Genomic DNA, 20,583 nt, shown 5'->3' with positions numbered 1-20,583 from the left:
CTCCAATGTAAACAGGCGTACTATACGCGCGCCCGTGCTTCGAGGCGATCCGCTAACGACTCCAGAAGGGACATTAACTTGTTCTGCCCTCCCACGTCGCCATACGAAGGTTCTCCCATTTCCGTCTGCTCCCCGGGTTCCCCACTGTTTCCAGCCATCCGGGAGGCCAATGCGACGACACTATCATGTAATTCTCTGGCTTCTTCCGGTGTAGGCGCGGCAGCTTCAAGCTCCTGATAGATTTCAAGAGCACCGACAATGTCCCCCTGTTCCGCAAGGACATCTGCCATGGAGCGGGTCCGCAGTGTCGGCTCTTCAGGATTCTCATCAGCCATATGGCCTGAATCCTCATCATGAACCATATGATCCGGTTTCGCTTTGTTTGGCAAAAAAGGCGTCGCGCGTGGAGGCTGCTCCCTGACGGGGGCACTTTCCTCAAGCATGCTCTCAAGGAGTTCCGCATCAGCGAGGGATGGCTCCTCTACAGGTGCCGTGCGGAAAGAAGAAGAAGAAGAAGAAGAAGAAGAAGAAGAAGAAGAACGCTCCTGAGCGGAGGGCGCAACCGTACAGAGGGTTTCTCCGGGAGAGCCGCCGCATGCGGGATCGGAATCCGAAGTCTCACGAGGCTGGGAAGAGGAGAAGCTGCGGCGGACGTCCTGCAATATGCCTAAGCCGCTCTCCAGAATCAGGCTCAGCGAGCGTTCCGGGTGGCGTATCGTCGAGGCCATCAACCGGATAGCCAGCGCCAAATCCCTGTTCTTCTCCGAAACGGACTCAGCCCACACTTCCCAGAAAGCAGGATAGTTTTCCAGCAACCCCGTTACGGCGGAAAGTTCCTCAGAACACTCGCCGGAACGGGATTGTTCAAAAAGAATCTGGATCAGCAAAAGGCGCGCTTCGAGAAAAACGGACGAATGCCGCAATCCTGCCCGCAATACCTCTATGGCTTTGTCCGGCTGCTGCGAGTCCCTCAGGAGTTTCGCCAGCGGGAAAAAAACTTTGGAATCAGGGTCCAGTTTAAGGACTTCCTGATACCACTCAATTTTTTCCATCATGAGGCAGGGCTCCACGCGCATTCGCATCTTCCGTAAAAAGATAAAGAATTTCGTTACTGCGAACGAAATTCAGCCGCTGCCGGATCATCTTTTCCACATACTTCTCGTCAGACTGCAGGAGGCGGATTTCCCTGCTCAGCCCCGCATTAACGGCATCGAAGGCATCGCGCTCCTTGAGCAGTTCCGCATATTGCGAAGCCAGTTCCCTATACGAAACAAGGCTCTGGTGCCCCCACAGCAGGCGAGAGGCAAGAACCGCATTGACGATAATAGCCAGAATGAGAATAAAAACTTTCCAAAGCGTGGCCTTGGAAGATGTATTTACGGTGCTTCGTGCGTTCATCATGCAGCCCGATCGTTTTCCCGCCAGATGCCATAAAACTTATAGAAGTAATTCAGGCCGGAAAATATCGTGAGCACAAGGGCAATGTAAAGCAGAAAATTTCCAATCAAATGCACGTTTACGCCCAAAAGCGGATAATGGAGCAAGAGAGGAATGATGGCGATGATCTGCATGACGGTCTTGACCTTGCCGTATTTGTCCGCGGCAATGACGACGCCCTCATCAATGGCCATTGCACGCAAACCGGTCACGGCAAGCTCCCGGCCGATGATGATGATGGTCACCCATGCCGGAACCCATCCCAGCTCCACAAACATAATCAGGATGGAGCAGATGAGCAACTTGTCGGCAAGGGGATCCAGAAACTTCCCGAAGCTCGTAACCATATTCCCCTTACGGGCGATATGCCCGTCTAGGAAATCGGTAAGCGACGCAATGCCGAAAAGCACCGCTGCGAGAAAGCAGGTGATCTTCCCCGGAAAATACAACAGGAGAATGATAGGAACGACGAAAAAAATCCGGGCCAGTGTAAGCTGATTTGCCAAATTGAACATAGTATTACCCGCTTTTGGCGACAGTTGTTGGGTCTCTATAGCACAACCATTGTGAAAGGCAAAGAGCAGAATTCCCCACCACAGCGGCTTTGCTTCAGACAACTATCCCATGTTCAAGGCAATATAAAAACAGGCGGATCAGCCTGTGGAGCGGCCAGATCCGCCTTACAGCATATTCCGGCGGAAAATCCCTATTCACCCTCGGTCGCGGCGATAACGGCGTCCGCGAGGGCCATGAATCCCTGACGCGCCGGGGAGTTTTCCGTCAAGGAAACAACCGGCACGCCCCGATCCGCAGCGATGACCGTGGCGGTATCCAGCGGAATGGCACCAAGGAACGGCAGCTCATATTGTTTCGCAAGCTGCTCTCCGCCGCCCTTTTTGAACAAATCGATTTCCTTCCCGCAATGCGGACAGCTCAACCCGCTCATGTTTTCGACGATGCCGAGGATAGGGGCCTGTACCTGCTTGAGGAAATCAAGGGCCTTGCGGACGTCCGCAAGGGAAATCTCCTGCGGCGTGGTCACAACGATACACCCCGCATCGGGGATGGCATCCAGCACGGTCAAGTGCTCGTCGCCCGTGCCTGGAGGGGAGTCGATGAGCAGATAGTCCAAAGCCCCCCACCGCACATCAGTCAAAAACTGTCTGATGGCCCCCGTCTTCTTGGGGCCGCGCCAGAGGATCGCCGTATCCTTATCTTTCAGGAAAGAATCCATGGAAATAAGCGACATGCGCTCACCACAGGGAACAGGCAGCATTTTACCGTCTTCGTCAGCCATGACGGACGCAGAAGCGCCCAACAAACGGGGCACGCTCGGCCCGTGAATATCCACATCAAGGATACCGACCGTAAAGCCGCGCGAGGCAAGGGCCGTGGCAAGGTTGACAGTTACGGAACTCTTGCCCACGCCCCCCTTGCCGCTCATGACGAACAGCTTGTGGCGCACATCCTTCAGATTTTGGGAGAGTACTTTATTCTGCATAGCCGCGGTCATGGGGATCGTGGCCTGCCCCTGCGGGGCCTGATTGGAACATGACGACATGAAAAGACTCCTGAAAAGCGTTAGTCCCAAAAGGACCGTCCCGGTTTGCCACAAAAGACAGGGAAAAGAAACCTTACCAACCATGATCTCCGACAAGATCAACAAAGGCGACATTGCCGAAAGCCCTTGCCGTCACCCTGCCGTCGCGCTTGGATACGCGGAGCAGCTTCTGCTCCCTGCGCGCCCTTCCCACCGGGATAGCCATAATTCCGGGATCAGCTAACTGCTCAAGAAGCGGCAGGGGCAGATTCGGGCCTCCCGCCGTCACAATGATACGATCGAAAGGGGCCTGAACACGCCAGCCTAAAGTTCCATCACTGAGCTTCATACGGATGCCCGAACTTCCTTCCGGGAAAATCTCCCTTACGGCTTCGTACAACTCCCGCACACGCTCTATCGTAAACACTTCAAGCCCCATTTCCCTCAGTACGGCCGCCTGATATCCGGATCCCGTACCGATTTCAAGCACTTTCATTCCCGGCTTCGCCTCAAGCAGCTGCGACATGAGCGCGACGATATAGGGCTGCGAAATCGTCTGCCCAAACCCGATGGGCAGGGCGTGCTCCTCATAAGCCCGCCCCTGAAGGGCTTCGGGGACGAAAAGGTGACGCCGAACCGTCCGCATGGCTGTAAGAACAGCCTCATCTGTGATGCCCCGCTCTTCAAGCAGTTTGACCATCCGTGCGCGCTGGCGTTTGAAATCGGGAAAAATCCTTTGCTGTCCGAGTTCTGTCATGAATGTTCCAGTAAAAAACACTACAAATATCCGCCGGGCGGCTTCCCAAAGCATACCGGAAGGCGTCGGCCGCCACTTGCCTAGACGCTTTCCCTGTGCGAAAATGCTTTCTTACAGTATGACCGTCTTGCGCAAGAATGCAAGCTCCCGCCATCGCCTCAAACAGGTATTTTTGCATGGCCCCTTGATTCGTGCCTTAACGAATCCTCATCACTCCACCGAGCCATGCTGCACCTTTTTATGGAGAACAAATATGATTTATGTCAGCGACCTGATGACGAACAGAGTGTTTACGCTTCGGCGCACGGATACCCTTCAAGACGTGCGCTCCCTCATGCAGCTTGCCAAGATCCGCCACATTCCCGTGACCGAAGACGGAGATCATTTCGTCGGGCTGCTCACACACCGGGATCTCCTCGGTTATGCGGTATCGCATCTTGCGGAAATCAATCAGGAAGAACAAGCAGAAATCGAATCCGCCATTTTGGTCGGCGACATCATGCAAACGGATGTCAAAACAGTTTCGCCCGATACCCTTCTCCGGGAAGCGGCGGAAATCCTGTACCGCAACAAGTACGGCTGTCTGCCGGTCCTTGATGATGACAGGAAACTCGTCGGCATCATCACCGAAGCCGATTTCCTGCGTCTGGCCATCGCGCTGCTGCACGACGCTTGATCTCCCACTCCTCAACCCGTTGGAGCCTCTTTCATCACCGAGCGCGCTTTAAGGAAAAAAAATGGGTCGCATCATTCGTAATACCATCAGTTATGGCTTTGTAACACTCATTCTAGCTGCCTTAGGTTTTTGCATTTATCTCTTTCTGGACGACCTTGACGGGCCTGAAATCACTATGACGCCCGATACCGGGCGGATCTCGCCAACGCAGGAGATTACCCTCAAACTTATGGACGTCAAATCAGGCGTCCGCTCCGTTGTCGTCACCATCCACCGCAACAATCAGTCTCTGGTGATTCTCGATAAAGTATTCAGCGAGCCAGCCCCCGTTCAAACGACTTCGTTCAACCTCAAGAACGCGGGCCTTCGAGACGGTGCCTTTGAACTGGAAATCACGGCGCGGGACAATTCCCTCATGAGTTTTGGCAAGGGAAACGGAACCACGCGCAAGTGGAACATGCAATTGGACACGCAGCCGCCTAAGGTCCGCATTAAAACGACGGTCCCCGCCCTGCGCCGTGGCAGCGTGACAGCCATAGCCTACAGCGTTTCGGAAGATGCCAGCATGACTGGTGTCCAACTCGGCGAGCAATTCTTCCCCGCTTTCCTTCAGCCAAACGGCCTGTACTACTGCTTCTTCCCCTTCCCGTTGGATACGCCCAAAGGAAAGTTCACGCCGGAACTGATCACGCGGGATCTTGCCGGAAACGAATCCCGAAACAGAGTCCTCGTCAACGCCGGAGAGCGAAATTTCCGTAAAGATACCCTTAATATCAGCGACAATTTCCTAAACGGTAAGGAAGATGTTTTTAAGGAGCTGGTTCCTGAAGACATTTCAAACCTCGAACGGTATGTGAAGATCAACAACGAAGTACGTATTTCCAATGAAAAAACGCTGTTGGAAATCGGCAAAAACACCTCGCCCACCATGCTGTGGAGCGGTGCATTCAAGCGCCTGCCGGGATCGGCCTCCAAAGCTTCCTATGGCGATCAGCGTACGTATATGCACAACGGGGCGAAAATCGACGAGCAGACGCATATGGGACAAGACCTCGCTTCCGTCGCCCACGCGCCGATTCCCGCAGCCAATGACGGCAAGGTCGTCTTTGCGGAACCACTCGGCATTTTCGGCAACCTTATCATTATCGACCACGGCCTCGGCTTGCAGTCCCTCTACTCCCACATGAGCGAAATTCAAACAAGCGTCGGCGCTACGGTAAAAAAGGGAGACATCATCGGGCTCACCGGCACAACCGGCCTTGCAGGGGGAGATCATTTGCACTTCGGCATCCTCATGCACGGCATCCAAGTACAGCCGCTTGATTGGCTGGATCCCAAGTGGATCAAAAACACCATTACCGATCGGCTTAATGCCGCTGGAGCCGAACGCTAAGGCGAATTAGCTTTAAAACTATGGATGGGGAAAGGAGAACTTTCTGGAGGACAGTTCTCCTTTCCCCAAAACTGTTTCCTCCCCACCCTCTTTTTTTCTGAATGTGTGCTTACCAAAACTGCTCACAGTTTTTGGGATACGGATCCCCCTTAAGATTGATACGACTCCAATCGACAGAAAAAGGCTCTGTCATGGGATGTGGTAATTTTATCTCCATAGTACAGTGAAAATACGGCCTTTTTCTTTGGTTTTCCGTTGGTGGGGTTCAAGGATTGATGTCTTTTATTGGTGAACCCAAACTTCAAAAAAGAAAGCATCAACCATTTCCGTATGGCACAGCCAAGAAAAAATCATTGGGAAGACGGGGGGGAGAGCCACACAAGACAATAAAAACGCCCTGCAAGACTCATTTTGCAGGGCGTTTTTATTTTCGCCAAAATCCATTTTGCACAGTATAACACGCCGAATAGGATAGCCTTTTACAAAAAATAAGCGTTCAGAACACGCCTGTCAGAGCATATCCCCCGAAGGCATATTCTGTTGGACAACTTAAAGCGTCTTCGGCTTGCAGCTCTTGCCGCAGCCGCCACATCCGCAAGAACACTGCCCTTTCCGAGCTTTCTTTGCGCGCCAAACTATATACACTACCGCAGCCAAAACAATAAGGCTCACAATAACAAGCTGTATATCCATTGAGTTACCTCCAACCCTTCAAAAAACGTACAATTGCACATTCGTTAATAAAAAATAATGATATTGAAATTCTTTGTCAAGTATAGACGAATATCATTATTCCTCTTTTCAAGTGTGCGCACCTCGTTATCCTGTTTCCTAAAACGATTGAACAGCATAAACGGAAGGCTGTGTCCTAGAAAATGGTTGATGCTTTTTTCTTAGGCTTTGTCATAGTACATGGTTGTTTTGTTTTACCAATAGATTGAAAATATATGCTTTTTCTCCAAATTTTTCGCTGGTGGGCTTTGTGATTGGGGGATTTATTGGTTATTTCTTTGGAATTTCAAGGAAATAAAGCATCAACTATTTTCTAGGATACAGCCTTTCCTTAAAGTTCCAAAGGAATAGCCAACAAAATGCCTTAGCCATAGATTCCGCCAACGGAAAAACTAGATAAAAAAGCCGTATTTTCACCGTACTATAGAGATAAAACAACCACATACTATGACAGAGCCAAACGGAAAAAGGGAAGGCCGAAGCCTTCCCTTTCACAACAGGGATCTTGAAAAATATCAGCCGAGCAGACGCTTGGCGATCTCCTGAGCGGCCTTACGTCCGGCCCCCATAGCCAAAATAACCGTAGCCGCGCCGGTCACGATGTCGCCGCCGGCAAAAACATTCGGAATGGACGTTTCGCCCGTCTCCTCATTGACAACGATATAACCGCGCTTGTTGAGTTCAAGCCCCGGCGTCGCCTCAAGCAGGATCGGGTTGGAGCGCGTCCCCACAGCCACAACCGCGAGATCCGTCTCGTGCTCGAAAACCTCCCCCTCAATCGGTACGGGGCGGCGGCGCCCGGAGGCATCGGGCTCACCAAGCGCCATGCGCTGCAAGGTCACGGACTTCAACACGCCGCTCTCGCCGGCGTTGAAGTGCAACGGCCCCACCAACTCGAAAAGCTTCACGCCTTCCTCTTCCGCATGTTCTATTTCTTCACGGCGCGCGGGCATTTCAGCACGCGAACGGCGATAAATGATCGTGGAGCTTTCCGCCCCAAGGCGCAGAGCCGTACGCGCGGCGTCCATCGCCACGTTCCCGGCACCGAATACCGTCACATGCTTGCCGGGATACGTCGGCGTGTCGAAATTGGGAAAATCATAGGCGCGCCCAAGGTTCACGCGGGTCAGGTACTCGTTGGCGGAAAACACACCGATGAGGTTTTCTCCGGGAACACCAAGGAACTGAGGCAACCCTGCCCCCACGCCGATGAACACGGCCTTGTATCCCTCATCGAACAACTGCTGGACGGAAACCGTCCGACCGCCGATCCAGTTGGTACGAAACTCTACATTGTTCTGACGCAAGCCATCAAGTTCCGCAGCCACAACATTCTTGGGCAGACGGAAGGCCGGGATACCGTAGATGAGCACCCCGCCCGCCTCATGCAGCGCTTCAAACACCGTAACCTTGATTCCGCGCGCGGCGAGATATCCCGCTACGGTAATGGAAGACGGGCCGGATCCGATACAGGCAACCTTCAAATCCGGGTTGGTGACGGCGCAAGCGTCGTTGTCGGTTACCCCGACACAGGGATCATGCATGGCATTATCGGCAACGAAGCGTTCCAGACGGCCAATCGCCACCGGCTCGCCCTTGACGCCCAGAATACACTTGCCTTCGCACTGGTTTTCCTGCGGACACACACGGCCACACACGGCGGGGAGACTATTGGTGCTTTTCAGGATACGGTAGGCCTCCGCCAAATCACCCTTGACGACCTGAGCAATGAATTCAGGAATACGGACTTCAACCGGGCATCCCTGACGGCAGCGCGGGTTCTTGCACTGGAGGCAGCGGCTGGCTTCAAGCTGCGCCTGCTCCAACGAATAGCCGAGCGCGACTTCCTTGAAGTTGTGCGCCCGCACAGCAGCGGGTTGGCAGGGCATATCGACGCGGGGCGTCTTGGCGGGTTTCTTCGCATTCTCAGTGTTTGTCATGGCAGCTGCACCTGTGCTCGTGATGTTCGATGGATTGCTTTTCCTGAGACCGGAAGGCGGACAGACGCTGACGCAGTTCGGCAAAGTCCACTTTGTGCCCATCAAATTCCGGGCCGTCGACACAGGTAAACTTGGTTTCCCCGTCAACAGTCACACGGCATGCCCCGCACATTCCAATGCCGTCCACCATGAGTGAGTTCAGGCTGACGGTCGTGGCGACTCCGAAGGGCAACGTCGTCCCAGCTACGGCCTGCATCATGGGCACGGGGCCAACGGCGACGACTTCCTGAACCTTTTTGTCTTTCTCAAGACGATCCTTCAGCAACTCAGTCACAAAACCCTTATGCCCATAGCTGCCGTCATCCGTCGAAATAAGCACTTCATCACAGAACGACTTCAATTCGTTCTCAAACAGAAGCAAATCCTTGCTGCGCGCGCCGATAATGGCGATTACGTAGTTGCCGGCCCTGTGATGTCCCTTGGCGATGTGGTGCATCGCGGCGATGCCAGTGCCGCCACCAACACAAATCACGCTGTCGCCCTTGACGATATGCGTAGCTTTTCCGAGCGGGCCAGCGACGTCAAGAATGCTGTCGCCTTCGGAAAGCGCTTCAAGCATCATCGTCGATTTGCCCATCACCAGATAGACGATGGTGATCGTTCCCTTTTCCGGATCCGTATCAGCGATGGTCAGAGGGAAGCGCTCCCCCTGCTCGTTGACGCGCAGCATGACAAAGTGCCCCGGTTTTGCCGTGGCAGCAATCTGCGGCGCGTCCAGCACCAATTTACTCGTTCGACCAGGAATCAACGATTCCTTATGCAGTATCGTGGTTGGCATGTGTAAGGCACTCCTTGTTTCAAATCACCAAATCCGAGCCCCGTCGCACCTGTCCCGAACGAGCCCCCTTGTCCTGCCGCGTCCGGAACCTCCGAAGGGAGGTCATCCATCCAATTCGACGATCCGCACGCCCTGCGCATCCGCACTGGGCGCAATCCGACGCCGAAAAACCCGAATCCATTTCTCGCCCCACCGCTCGCGGAACAGCAGCGTCGCCAGCCATTCCACCGTATGCAGCACGGGCTTGCGCACATGCATGGCCATCAGGCTCCGCGTAATGCCTACCTTGCAGGAAGGGCATCCCACCAGAATGGGGCTCTGCGCCGGATAGTCAGCCAAGGCCGCCCCCAGCACATCCATCTTCCGCCTGCGCAGCGTATTGTACACCAGCGGAGACGCTATAGCCCCCATACCCGATTCGCCGCAGCATCCCGGAGAGACTTCCATCGACGCGCCGGTCAGCCGGGCAATGGCACCTGCCTGCTTCTGCACCCCCTTTACCTTATGGACGCCGACCCATTCTGGATGGCAGGAGGCATGATACAGAACTTTGCCCTTGAACAGCTCGGAGTTGGCATCCATCCGGCCCTGCACGAACTGCATCACGTCAAGGTGCACGAGCTCCCCGCCTCCTTCACCAAACAACGTCGAAGGCTCAAGACGCTCAATACCTTCACGGCACGAACCGCATGCCGTGACAATATGCGTCACCCGGAAACCGCGCTTGGTCGCGCAAGCGATGGTCGCCTGCAATGCCTCTTTATTCCGTGCCATGTTGGAGGCGAACTGCGCATCGGCCCCTGAAGACAGCAAAGGATAACCGCAGCACAAATGTGTTTCAGGCAGGATAACAGCGACGCCCGTCCGCAGCAACAGCCCCAAGGCGGATAAACCTATGGTTCGGGAAAGCAGGCTTCCCCCGCAACCGGGGAAATACAATACCGCCTCTTTCAGAGCCGTATTTTCCTGCACCGGGGCACCATCCCCGAAGCGGGGCACAAAGATGTTCCCGCGTTCCAGATGCAGCGCCTCGTACAGGTTCCTATACCCCGGTTCCGGGCCTTTACCCGAAAACAGCGGATTATACAAACGTTTCTTGATGGTCTGCGGCACAATGCCGATAATCCTGTTCTGCATCCTCTGGCCCAGCGCAGCCGCCTTGACAGCCTGGGGGATGCGGTGCGCAGGATTCCGCACCAACCAGTCCAGCACCTTGCTTTTCAGGGGATGCCCGCCCGCGCCTTCTTCCTCAAGGAAAGCGCGGAGCTGCAACGCCACATCGGCGGAAGGAATCTTTACGGGGCACACGGACGTGCAGCGGCCGCATCCCGTGCAGTGCTCCATCATGGCCCGCAGTTCCGCAAGGATGGACGGATCGGGCCGCCCCTTGTTGATCTGCGAATAATAGATCGCTTCAATGATCGCCCCAAGCACCATATTCTTGTTCCGGGGATGGAAATGATAGGAGCATTCCGGGTACATCATCGGGCACACCTGCTTGCATTTGCCGCAGCGGGTGCACATCTGCACGGAGGCAAGCAGGCTGATGAGACGTTCCTTATCCGGCAAACCGCTCTGACGGATGTCTTCGATCAGGCGGTTGAAGGAAAAGGTAAACGGACGCACGGGAAGTTCACGCTGCGTGAGCTTGGCGGGGTTAAATACGTCGCGCGGATCCACCCGCTTCTTGAACTCTCGGATGGCGTCCATCTTGTCCTTTCCGAGGAAGGCGATTTTGGTGATGCCGATGCCGTGCTCGCCGGAAACGGCCCCACCCATTTCCTGAGCCTCGGCCATGACCCGCATAGCGGCTTCTTCTGCAATTTCAAGCATATGCAGGTCATTGGAGTTGACGGGGATATTGACGTGGCAATTCCCGTCGCCAGCGTGCATATGGCTCGCCACCACAACGCGGCCTACCAGCATATTATCGCTGATTTTTTTGATCTTGGGGGCAAGGCGGTCATAACGTTCGGCCATGAGCCGGAGGAATTCCACCGCGCGCTCTTCCATTTCCTCATCGGAAAGCTCGGAAGAAGGGACGCCGCCCTGCGCCACACGGGTCACATTGACGAACTCTCGGTTGAGATCCTTATCCTCCAGCGCCATACCGGGCAGACGCCCCAGCTCCTGCAACGCCTGACGGTATGCCGTTGCCGCGCACTCCAGATTGAGCTGTTCAAGGAACAGCGCAAAGTCCGGGATGCGCTGCATGGGAATGACCACGTCCTCGTTGATCTTGAAACCGGACGTCCGGCGGGCAATGGCGGAAAGACGGTGACGATCTTCCCAAAAAACTTCGGCTTCCTTCTCATCCTTCGCCACGAGAAGCGCCACGTTGTCGTGCGGAGCCACGATGTCCACGATTTCCTGAACGCACTTTTCCAACAAGTACGCCTCATCACCGTCCACTTGGATGATGATGACGGAAATGGGAGTCCCTTCGTGCTTGTCCGACTTTTTCTGATACTCAATGGCGCGCACATACTTGGCATTGAACTCTTCAAGCGCCGACAGATGGGCGTAGTCGCCTTCCTCACGGATACGGTTGCGCAGCTCGACAATCTGACCGATGACCACAGCGGCCTGATGCATGGAACGGCCGTAAAATTCCAGTACCATGACCCGCGACTGCGCGGGTTTCTTGTGCACGATGAAGGTCGCATCGGTGATGATGCCGTCCACACCTTCCTTCTGCATACCCGGAAGGCCGCCGAGCGCCTTGTTGGTGACATCCTTGCCGAGGCCCGGCAGACGGATTTCGGAACCGTGCAGCTCCACGACGCTCCGCACGCCGCCGCTGATGTCCTTGACTTCAAACACGGCCACTTCATCAGGCAGAATCTTGTGGCGGGGATGGTTCTTGCGCTCAATGCTGATGATCTCGCCGGTGGGCGTCACCATGCGCCACGAAAGCAGGTTGTCCAGCGTCGTCCCGTATTCAAAGGCGAACGGGCCGCCGGAATTTTCCGCAACATTCCCACCGATGGTCGAAGCGGTCTTTGAAGCCGGATCCACGGTGAAAAGAAATCCTTCCTTCGCCACGGCGTCGATAGCCGCCTGAGTGATCACCCCGGCGTCCAGCGTTACGCTCATGTTTTCATGATCCACCGGTGACATCTTCGTGAACCGTGTCGTGCGGACGATGACGGAACGCCGCCGCATGGGCACCGAACCGCCGGTCAGCCCGGACGCGCCTCCGCGCGGGATCAGCGCGAACTTCAATTCATTGGCCAGCTTGACCAGTTCGCTCACCTGTTCCGCGTTGGCGGGTTCCACGACCATGAGCGGCAGCTCCATACGCAAGTCGGTAGCGTCCGTGGCGCAGGCCACCAGCGCGCTTGGGCGGGTGACGATGGCGTCCGGCGGCAGGAATGCGCTCAGGCGTTCGACCAGTTCCTTGCGAAAAGCGACTTCAGCCTCATGCCCGCTCCAGAACAGGGTGATGCCTTCGCCGATGGTATTCGCATAGTGGTGAGCGAGGGCAAACACCTCCCGCTCAAAGCGTTCCTTCACGCTCGCCTTGACCGTGGCTGGATCCACGAAGGGGTTGTATGCGACAAGAAACAACTCTTCCGCGATTTCGGTAGCCAGATGCCGCACGGATTCCGGCCAGTCGGCAAAGTCTTCGAGATTGATGCGGAGAATGCGGTTGACGACAAAATCAGGAGCAATGGAAATGTGCGGGCCTTTATGAGGCATGTGAGCTTCCTTATGTCTGGCGGGAAATCCCCATTCGCGGATTGTGGATAAAACAAAGGTGGAGTATAGAGACTCGGCAACGCCTTTGCAAGGCATAAACATTTCAGCCGATTTTGCCCCTCAGGGGTCATTTCTTCTCTTTATGAAAAAAATATCCGCCGACGCCTCCGTTTCTGGAAACGCATCCCCCATTACGGTTCCCTTTACCGCATATCTTGCCGCGAAGGGTTTTCTTGAAGATCTTCTTGCCGAACTCGGAGACGAGGTTATTGAAGTCCGGGGGAGGCTCGTGCTCGCCAAGGGCGCGCCCCGCCCGGCGGCATGGGCTCAAAACACATGGGAAACGCCCGTTTTCCTGCCCATCGAATCCATTGGGGACGGCGCACGCAAGCTCTCCGCCATACAACGGAACTGGCACCTGCATTCCGAGGAAAACCATCGCCGTGCCTCCCTCATTCAGGAAAAACTCCCCCACGTCTCCGAAAAGCCGCGTCATTTCGGCGAAGCCGCGCCTACGGCCCCGCTCGGCTCATGGACGCTGTGGGAGCCCAACCTCATCCTCGCTTCGGCCCGGTGCTCGTCGCCGTTCCCCGACGGCATGGTACGGTTCCACGAAAACAAAATCGATCCGCCGAGCCGGGCCTACCTCAAACTTTGGGAAGCCTTCACTCTATTGCCCAAACGTCCCGGCCCCGGCGATCTGTGCCTTGACTTGGGTTCGGCCCCCGGCGGTTGGACATGGGTACTCGCCAGCCTCGGCGCACAGGTTTTCAGCATCGACAAGGCCCCACTCGCCCCACAGGTGGATCACATGCCCGGCGTAACCCACTGCATCGGCAGCGGCTTTGCCCTTGATCCCCGCCATGCCGGGGCCGTGGATTGGCTGTTCTCAGATATGATTTGTTATCCCGACAAGCTGTATGAGGTCATCTGCCGTTGGATCGAGCTGGGGAAATGCCGCAACTTCGTGTGTACCCTCAAATTCCAAGCCGAGACGGATCACGCCACCGCAGCGAAATTCGCGGCTATTCCGGGATCGCGGCTCATGCATCTGTCCTGCAACAAACACGAACTCACATGGGCGAAACTGGAACAGTAGAATGCTGGGCTTTGAAACAACCTAAAGGCGTTGGGGAAAGGAACTCTGGAAAAGGGCTTTCCCCTTCCCCAACCCTGCGGCACGGGGCCGATCTTTACCCTTTTAACGGCTTTTGAGCTTCCCCAAGCTCGCTCCACAGCCTATTCCGGCACGGGTTGCCTTGGGAAATCCATTCCCCAAGAATGGGAATACGCAGCTAGGCCCTTACGTACAGCCCCTTTCCGAGACCGTCGATTTCACAATGCAGCACGCCCTCCATGCCCGGGTGCAGGAGATCCACACGCTCTCCCCTGTGGTTTTCAAGCTGATATGCGCCGGGGAGGAGTGCCGGACGCCGCATCCCCGGCACGAGGAGGGACGCCTCGCGATCCGCCGACCACGGGGAACGCACCTGTACCCGCCAGCCGTCGCCCTCCGGCTCAATAAGGCGCGCCACCACGGGCCGGGGACGCAGGCCCGCCGGAGGCACCTCCACCCTTCTCCGGGGAAGGAAAAAGCCCGTGGACAGAGGACGCGATGCCGTATGAAACAATTCTTCGAGCAATGCCGCCGTGGAAACCTCCTCTCCGGCGTGCATGCCTTCCGTTTTCCGGCGTATGTGCTGATCCAGCGCCGTACGGTACACATCCGCAACCTGAGCGACATACCCGCCGCTTTTGGTGCGGCCTTCCAGCTTCAGCGCCCGTACCCCAAAATCCACCAAGTATCCCACATACCGCAACAGGCACAAATCCTGTGGGGCCCAAACGCCGCTGAACGCTTCACCCTCGCGGATTTCCCAGAGGGCTTCGCCTGAGCGCTTTTGCTCCTCCACCAGCAGGGACAGGCCGCGGTACTCGAAACGGCACGGCTGCGTACACCTTCCTTGGTTGGCGGGGCGGTTGTTCACCCATGCGGACAAAAGGCAATGCCCGGACAAGGCCAAGCACATGGCACCGTGTACGAACACCTCAAAATCCATGCCGGGAAACGCTTCCGCCAGCGCCAGGATCTGTTTGAACCCCAATTCACGGGCCAGATTGATCCGCTCCACCCCGGCTTCACGCCAAAAAGCCACGGCAGCCCCGTTTACGGAGTGGGCTTGTGTGGACAAATGCAGCGGCACTAACGGGCAATGCTTCTTTGCCAGCCAGATCACGCCGGGATCAGCGGCGATGAGGCCATCCGCGCCCATTCCGGGCAAACGCTCCAGCACAGTTTCCACGGCGGGCAATTGCGCATCATACGGCATGGCGTTGAGGCAATAATATACCCGTACCCCGGCGGCATGCGCGTCGGCTACGGCAAGCGCCAGCTCCTCACCCGAAAACCCCTCGCAAGCTGTCCGCAGGCTCAGTTCCGGCCCTCCCATATATACGGCATCAGCCCCATAGAGGATGGCGGCCTCCAACTGTTCCCGGCCTCCGGCGGGAACTAACAGCTCCGGCAACTGCGCTTTTTCTTTCATTCCGCCCCCTCCGAAATGGAAGCCGCTGCCGACGGGCCTGTCTTTTCCTCCGGCTGCGCCGTCTTCCACTGGCTGAAGATCACGCCCCCCAACACCAGCGCGGAAGCGGCCCATTGCCCTGCGGTCAGCCGCTCGTCGAGGAAAACCAGCCCCATAAACAACGTCAGCACGGGTACAAGGTTGAGAAAGGCCCCGGTGCGCGAGGCGGGCACGGAACGGACGGCAAAATTATACAGCAGGAAGGAAAGCATGGTCACGCCGACCCCCAGATAAAGGATGGCCAAGGTAGGCAGCAAGGGAAAGCTGTCCGGAAGTTTGACACCGGGAAGCGGCAGAAGGCACATGAAAAAAAGAAGGCCGACCAACGACTGCATGGTCGTGATCAAGACCGGCGAACACCGGGAAGAAAGCTGCTTGGCGCACACCACATAAAGGGCGCCGCACAGCATGGCCAATACTTCAAGAAAATTGCCGAAAATCGGATTCGGCGCACTTTCCGTGGCTTCGGATCCGGCGCTCAGCCAGACGACCCCGGCAACGGCCAGCACAAACCCGATCCAGACGCGCCGATGGGGGCGTTCGCCAAGCAGCAGCCATGCCGCGACCACGACCGCCAGAGGCAAGGCCGCGACGACCATCCCGGCCTGAGACGCGGTCGTGTAGATCATGGCGTACCCCTCAAACACGAAATAGAAGCAGGGTTCGCACAACGCCAGCAGCACGATGTATTTCCACTCCCGGCGCGTCACCCGCCTGTCCAGCAGCATGGGGGCCTCGGCACGCCGCCATACGGTCGCCCGCAAAAGCATCAGCGCCACCAAAGAGCTCAGCATGCGGCCAAAGACCATGACCATCGGATCAAACGCCGATACCGCGATCTTCAGCGCGATAAAGGAACTACTCCAAAGGAGCACCGCGCCGAAAAGCGCCAGCCCTGCCTGTACGGACAACGAAACGTGATTTTGGATAAAGCGCATCATGGGACAAAGCTCTACCGTGGGAACGCCGAAATGACCAGCCCCCTTAAAGGCAAAAGCTGATATTCCGGCTGGAAATGCCGGGAACCAACACAGGGGTTATCCATTTTAGTACATATAACCTGTTTAATTTATAATAGTATTCAAAAATCCGGTGTGCTTGGCTCTGTTCATACATTCCATCCGCAAAGGAGCAAGCCATGAACTATTGGATCAGCGTTCTCTTCAGGATCATCCCACTGGCTATGGGCGCCATCTGCCTCGGCTATGGCTGGTACATCTGGGATATGGGCAGCGACGCCAACGCGTACGTCGCCGGGCATGTCGTACTCTTCCTAAGCATCATCTGCGTGGCGCTGTTTACAACGGCGGCGACCATCATCCGCCAGCTCATCCATACCTACAGTGCGGCCTTCAAGGTCGCCCTGCCCCTTATTGGGTATGTGGCCGCTGCCATCGGCATCATCGGAGGCTTGCTCTTCGTCCATTCCGGTACGGGGGCCGAACATTTCGTCGCCGGGCATGTCGTCTTCGGACTTGGGCTGATCACATGCTGCGTGTCCACCGTAGCCTTATCCTCCACCAAGTTCATCCTCATCCCAAGCAACTCCAAGGCCGGGCCGGGACACCACCCCGACCATGCGTTCAGCGGCGGCATGGTCGCCCTGCTGTTCGCCATCCCCATCATCTGCGCCCTGATCGGCATCGTCTGGGGAATCGACATCCTCAGCGCCGACGAAGCGCAGAACATTGTGGCCGGACACGTTTTGACGGGCATAGGGCTGGTCTGCACAAGCCTCGTCGCCCTTGTCGCCAGCGTCGTGCGCCAGATCCAAAATACCTACTCCGAAACGGATCGCCGCTTCTGGCCGTGGCTGGTCATCGTCATGGGCACCATCGACATCCTTTGGGGGCTTTACCTGCTGATTTTTCAGTACAGCCCGGTCACCATCGCCCCCGGATTCGTCCTTATCGGCCTCGGCATCGTCTGCTACAGCATCCTGAGCAAGGTTCTCTTGTTGGCGCTGGTATGGCGGCATCCCTATCCCCTCGCCAAGCGTATTCCCCTCATCCCGGTGCTGACGGCTCTGATCTGCCTGTTTATCGCGGCCTTCCTGTTCGAGGCGGCGACAAGCAATCCCGCCTATATGGTTCCAGCCCGGGTCATGGTCGGCCTCGGTGGTATCTGCTTCACTCTGTTCTCCATCGTTTCCATTCTGGAAAGCGGCACTTCCAGTTAACCCCTCGGTAGCCTTTTGAAACGAAATAACTTATACTCCCCACTCTCCGCCCCTGCCTACACCCGCGGGCAGGGACGGCTGTTCCGGTCGGGCGGCTCCATATACCGCCTCTTCGGTATTCATTTCAGAGGGAGAGTCCCATGCAGCTTGACGAACATTTTCAGCGGCGTTTGAGTGAGGCCCGGATGTTTTTTGCGGAAGGCAAGGCCCTTGCCGCAGAAAAAATCTACCGGGATCTGCTGAAACCTGATCTGCCCACAGGGGGCCGGGTTCTGGTTCTGGATGGCCTTGGGCGCTGCCTGCACATTCAAGGGCGGCTGGAAGAGGCTGAAGCGTTCTTTCGCGAATCACTGCGCCTTCTTGAAGAATTGTTCGGGCCGAATCACATCCATGTGGCGGGTGGGCTGCAAAACCTCGCTCGGCTCCGCTCTGAGCGGGGAGAATGTGAAGAGGCCGCAACGCTTGGCGAACGGGCGCTCGCCATCCTTAAGGAAAACCTGCCCGCCGACGATTTGCGCATCGCCGACGCGCTGTTGAACCTTTCCTCCCATCAGTACACCGCCAAAAAATATGATGCCGCCGAAGCGAACTTGAAAACCGCGCTGGCTCTGTGGGAGGCCAAGGAAGGCCGACGCTGCTTCGGCGTTTCCACCTGCCTGAACAATCTTGGCCGCATTTGCGAGGAACGGGGCGAAACCCATCAGGGAGTCCTGTACCATCAGGAAGCCGTGTCGATCCGTAAGGAAATCCTCGGCATCCACCCTGAAACAGCCTTCTCTCTCGGCAACTACGGTGCGGCGCTGGCCGGGGATGCGCAGTGGGACAAAGCAGCCCAGACGCTTGAGGAAGCGCTCTCCTGCTATGACAGGCTTGGGCTTTCCGATAGCCCGGATGCCGCCACCTGCCGCAATAATCTGAGCCTGTGCCGCAACGCGGCGAAACAAGCCGCCGCGCAAGGATGATAAAAGGGGCCTGACGGCCCCTTCCTTTAGGGCATATTCACACTATGCCGGTTTTTCCAATGGCTGAAGTGGGTTGGAAGGAATATTCAGCATCACTCAAAAATAAATATAACTACTTGTAAAAAGTATATTTATTCTTTGTTCGTGTGAACATACCCCAGTGCGATCCGCTGAAAAAGCTATTCCAGCATAACGGACATCCTCCGCAGCTCCGGCGTTTCAACCCGCGACTGGACGGACGGGCCATGATCCAGCAGCCAGTCGCCTTCGGCATCGGACAAGCCGTCCGAGCGCAGCCGACCAGCCACGTCATGGCACAATGATTCTACAAGATCCCCGGCTACCGCCTCGGCACGGGGGCCAAGACGCCAATCCACCCCGGCCAACGCCGTTACGCATGCAGCCGTTTCCTTGCCGAGGATCGGCAACTGCGCAACGCCGCGGTGCGCCCATTTGTAAAACGGCATGTACCGCTTATTCAAAAGAAACGTCATTGAAATGGCCTGCTCCGAAAAACGCGCGGCGGCGAGCATAGCCGTTGCCGTCTCCCCCCGCCTCAACGAACGGAGCAAGTTATACTGACCAGCCTGCGCCATGCCCATGCACCGGGCGGCGATCTTCTTGAGGCGGACATCTTCCGGATAGAACCCCAATAAGGCCTCACGGAAAGCCGTAAAAGCCCCAAGCCGATCACTGAACACGGCGCCGTTCGTACTTACGGCAAGGAACTGTTCAGGCACGAGCCGCCACTGTTTCCACGTCTGAGGAGGCTGCGGCATCCCGATGAACCGGGCATAGAACCCTTCGATGGACAACGGGCCGACCCGCTCCATACGCTTGGCGGACGCCATGCGGGCAGGGAACCCCTCATACGTATCGGGCAATCGGGCAAGCAAGGTTTCCACGGCGTCCTGCCATTCCGCCCATTCGCTTTCAGGCAGCCATAGGCAAAATCCCGGCCCCCAATCATGGTCTTGGGAGATTTCATCATCAAAACCAAAGCATTCAGAGCCTTCTCCAACAAGACCGACAGCGGCGCGATCCAAAAACGCGGGCAATTCCCGCCGGAACAGCGGCAGCGCGCACTTTTCCCAATACATCCTTGAAAGTTCCAATCCTTTCATATCATTTCCTTTTCATTGTAAATGTTCAATGTTCGTTCGGTGCCCCTACCGGGTATGCGGCGGCATAGCGCTTATAAAGCCACCAACCTAAAGCACAGGAGGCGGCAAACAGGAATACGCTGAGCCCGATCCTCCATCCCTCATCTACGCGCATCCCGCCTCCAATCATGGCAAACAGCAGATTTTGAGGAATGTACCCAAGGCACGACCCCAGAAAAAAAGGCCATGCCGGGATGCGGCTGCCCCCGGCAAGCAGACTGAACACCAAGTTGTTCCCGGACGGAAACAGGCGGATCAAGATGGCAAGGATGAAGGGACGTTGAACCACATAACGATTGAATACAGCAGCCTTGTCCCCATATCTCCGCTCAACGAAGGAGCGCCCACAGTACCGGGCCATGCCGAACGCCAATACACAGCCAAGCGTTACGCCGAGGGTTGCGAGCGCAGCCCCGCACAGTGGGCCGAACGCGTATCCCCCGGCAAAACTCAATAACTGGCGGGGGACGGCGAGGCAAATCAGCCCCGCCGCCGAGCAAACATAGAGAAAGCCCCCCACATAGCCGCCCGGCATGTAGAGATCGATCCAACGTGTGACGGTTTCAGCCTGAGGCAGCAGCCAGCGAAGGGCCAGCCCCGCCCCAACCAACAAAACAGCCAATGCGATGACGCCGCTCCATACCCGAAAAAAACGCAGCACGCTTTGACCGAAGCAGGC

General features: G+C 56.4%; 18 protein-coding genes. 5 read left to right on the top strand and 13 right to left on the bottom strand.

The window, feature by feature from the left end:
* Positions 1 to 20: 20 nt before the first annotated feature.
* The 5 genes from AC6I1V_RS01610 to AC6I1V_RS01590 form a co-directional block, all read right to left on the bottom strand.
* On the bottom strand, positions 21 to 1,055 hold the full coding sequence (locus tag AC6I1V_RS01610; RefSeq protein ID WP_497736813.1) for a tetratricopeptide repeat protein: 1,035 nt from the start codon (positions 1,053 to 1,055) through the stop codon (positions 21 to 23).
* Positions 1,039 to 1,401, bottom strand: a complete 363-nt coding sequence (locus tag AC6I1V_RS01605; protein WP_486854248.1) for an FtsB family cell division protein — start codon at positions 1,399 to 1,401, stop codon at positions 1,039 to 1,041. The genes AC6I1V_RS01610 and AC6I1V_RS01605 overlap by 17 nt, the downstream gene beginning before the upstream one ends.
* Positions 1,398 to 1,952, bottom strand: a complete 555-nt coding sequence (gene pgsA / locus AC6I1V_RS01600; RefSeq protein WP_302554536.1) for a CDP-diacylglycerol--glycerol-3-phosphate 3-phosphatidyltransferase — start codon at positions 1,950 to 1,952, stop codon at positions 1,398 to 1,400. The genes AC6I1V_RS01605 and pgsA overlap by 4 nt, the downstream gene beginning before the upstream one ends.
* A gap of 191 nt (positions 1,953 to 2,143) precedes the next feature.
* Complete coding sequence (locus tag AC6I1V_RS01595) at positions 2,144 to 2,998, bottom strand: Mrp/NBP35 family ATP-binding protein (protein WP_302554535.1); 855 nt, start codon at positions 2,996 to 2,998, stop codon at positions 2,144 to 2,146.
* A 73-nt stretch (positions 2,999 to 3,071) separates the two neighbouring features.
* A complete protein-coding gene (locus AC6I1V_RS01590) occupies positions 3,072 to 3,734 on the bottom strand; it encodes a protein-L-isoaspartate(D-aspartate) O-methyltransferase (protein WP_302554534.1) in 663 nt (220 codons plus the stop codon).
* Positions 3,735 to 3,987: 253 nt separating this feature from the next.
* Between AC6I1V_RS01590 and AC6I1V_RS01585 the strand changes: the two genes are divergently transcribed.
* A complete protein-coding gene (locus AC6I1V_RS01585) occupies positions 3,988 to 4,410 on the top strand; it encodes a CBS domain-containing protein (RefSeq protein WP_302554533.1) in 423 nt (140 codons plus the stop codon).
* Between the two features lie 61 nt (positions 4,411 to 4,471).
* The gene (locus tag AC6I1V_RS01580) at positions 4,472 to 5,803 is read left to right on the top strand and encodes a M23 family metallopeptidase (RefSeq protein WP_337431743.1); all 1,332 of its coding nucleotides are present in this window, start codon (positions 4,472 to 4,474) and stop codon (positions 5,801 to 5,803) included.
* 549 nt (positions 5,804 to 6,352) lie between these two features.
* Here the strand turns inward: AC6I1V_RS01580 and AC6I1V_RS01575 are convergent.
* The 4 genes from AC6I1V_RS01575 to AC6I1V_RS01560 form a co-directional block, all read right to left on the bottom strand.
* Positions 6,353 to 6,496 (bottom strand): FeoB-associated Cys-rich membrane protein, encoded by a 144-nt coding sequence (locus AC6I1V_RS01575; protein WP_302554531.1) that lies wholly within the window; start codon positions 6,494 to 6,496, stop codon positions 6,353 to 6,355.
* 554 nt (positions 6,497 to 7,050) lie between these two features.
* Entirely contained in the window at positions 7,051 to 8,475 is a 1,425-nt protein-coding gene (gltA, locus tag AC6I1V_RS01570) for an NADPH-dependent glutamate synthase (protein ID WP_479858289.1), read from the bottom strand.
* Complete coding sequence (locus AC6I1V_RS01565) at positions 8,462 to 9,313, bottom strand: sulfide/dihydroorotate dehydrogenase-like FAD/NAD-binding protein (protein ID WP_302552169.1); 852 nt, start codon at positions 9,311 to 9,313, stop codon at positions 8,462 to 8,464. Before AC6I1V_RS01565 ends, gltA begins: the two co-directional genes overlap by 14 nt.
* 102 nt (positions 9,314 to 9,415) lie before the next feature.
* Positions 9,416 to 13,015 (bottom strand): FAD-binding and (Fe-S)-binding domain-containing protein, encoded by a 3,600-nt coding sequence (locus tag AC6I1V_RS01560; protein ID WP_486854247.1) that lies wholly within the window; start codon positions 13,013 to 13,015, stop codon positions 9,416 to 9,418.
* 142 nt (positions 13,016 to 13,157) lie between these two features.
* Here AC6I1V_RS01560 and AC6I1V_RS01555 point away from each other — a divergent pair, with 142 nt between their 5' ends.
* Positions 13,158 to 14,114, top strand: coding sequence for an SAM-dependent methyltransferase (locus tag AC6I1V_RS01555; protein ID WP_479858291.1), 957 nt, complete (start codon positions 13,158 to 13,160; stop codon positions 14,112 to 14,114).
* A gap of 196 nt (positions 14,115 to 14,310) precedes the next feature.
* Here the strand turns inward: AC6I1V_RS01555 and AC6I1V_RS01550 are convergent, their stop codons facing one another.
* Both AC6I1V_RS01550 and AC6I1V_RS01545 read right to left on the bottom strand, forming a co-directional pair.
* The gene (locus AC6I1V_RS01550) at positions 14,311 to 15,561 is read right to left on the bottom strand and encodes a peptidase U32 family protein (protein ID WP_497736811.1); all 1,251 of its coding nucleotides are present in this window, start codon (positions 15,559 to 15,561) and stop codon (positions 14,311 to 14,313) included.
* Positions 15,558 to 16,541 (bottom strand): DMT family transporter, encoded by a 984-nt coding sequence (locus tag AC6I1V_RS01545; protein ID WP_486853927.1) that lies wholly within the window; start codon positions 16,539 to 16,541, stop codon positions 15,558 to 15,560. The genes AC6I1V_RS01550 and AC6I1V_RS01545 overlap by 4 nt, the downstream gene beginning before the upstream one ends.
* 197 nt (positions 16,542 to 16,738) lie before the next feature.
* On the opposite strand from AC6I1V_RS01545, the gene AC6I1V_RS01540 reads away from it, so the two are divergent.
* Positions 16,739 to 17,779, top strand: a complete 1,041-nt coding sequence (locus tag AC6I1V_RS01540; protein ID WP_486853928.1) for a DUF2776 family protein — start codon at positions 16,739 to 16,741, stop codon at positions 17,777 to 17,779.
* A gap of 140 nt (positions 17,780 to 17,919) precedes the next feature.
* Positions 17,920 to 18,741, top strand: coding sequence for a tetratricopeptide repeat protein (locus AC6I1V_RS01535; RefSeq protein WP_302552163.1), 822 nt, complete (start codon positions 17,920 to 17,922; stop codon positions 18,739 to 18,741).
* Between the two features lie 179 nt (positions 18,742 to 18,920).
* Here AC6I1V_RS01535 and AC6I1V_RS01530 read toward each other — a convergent pair whose 3' ends face one another.
* Both AC6I1V_RS01530 and AC6I1V_RS01525 read right to left on the bottom strand, forming a co-directional pair.
* Positions 18,921 to 19,865 (bottom strand): DUF4037 domain-containing protein, encoded by a 945-nt coding sequence (locus tag AC6I1V_RS01530; RefSeq protein ID WP_486853929.1) that lies wholly within the window; start codon positions 19,863 to 19,865, stop codon positions 18,921 to 18,923.
* Positions 19,866 to 19,890: 25 nt separating this feature from the next.
* Entirely contained in the window at positions 19,891 to 20,565 is a 675-nt protein-coding gene (locus tag AC6I1V_RS01525; protein WP_497736810.1) for a TVP38/TMEM64 family protein, read from the bottom strand.
* Positions 20,566 to 20,583 lie beyond the last annotated feature (18 nt).

It is taken from the genome of Bilophila sp. T19-St14 (genome assembly GCF_059728385.1).
The sequence above is the reverse complement of the archived record's forward strand: the minus strand, read 5'-3'. Positions and strand labels throughout refer to the sequence as shown.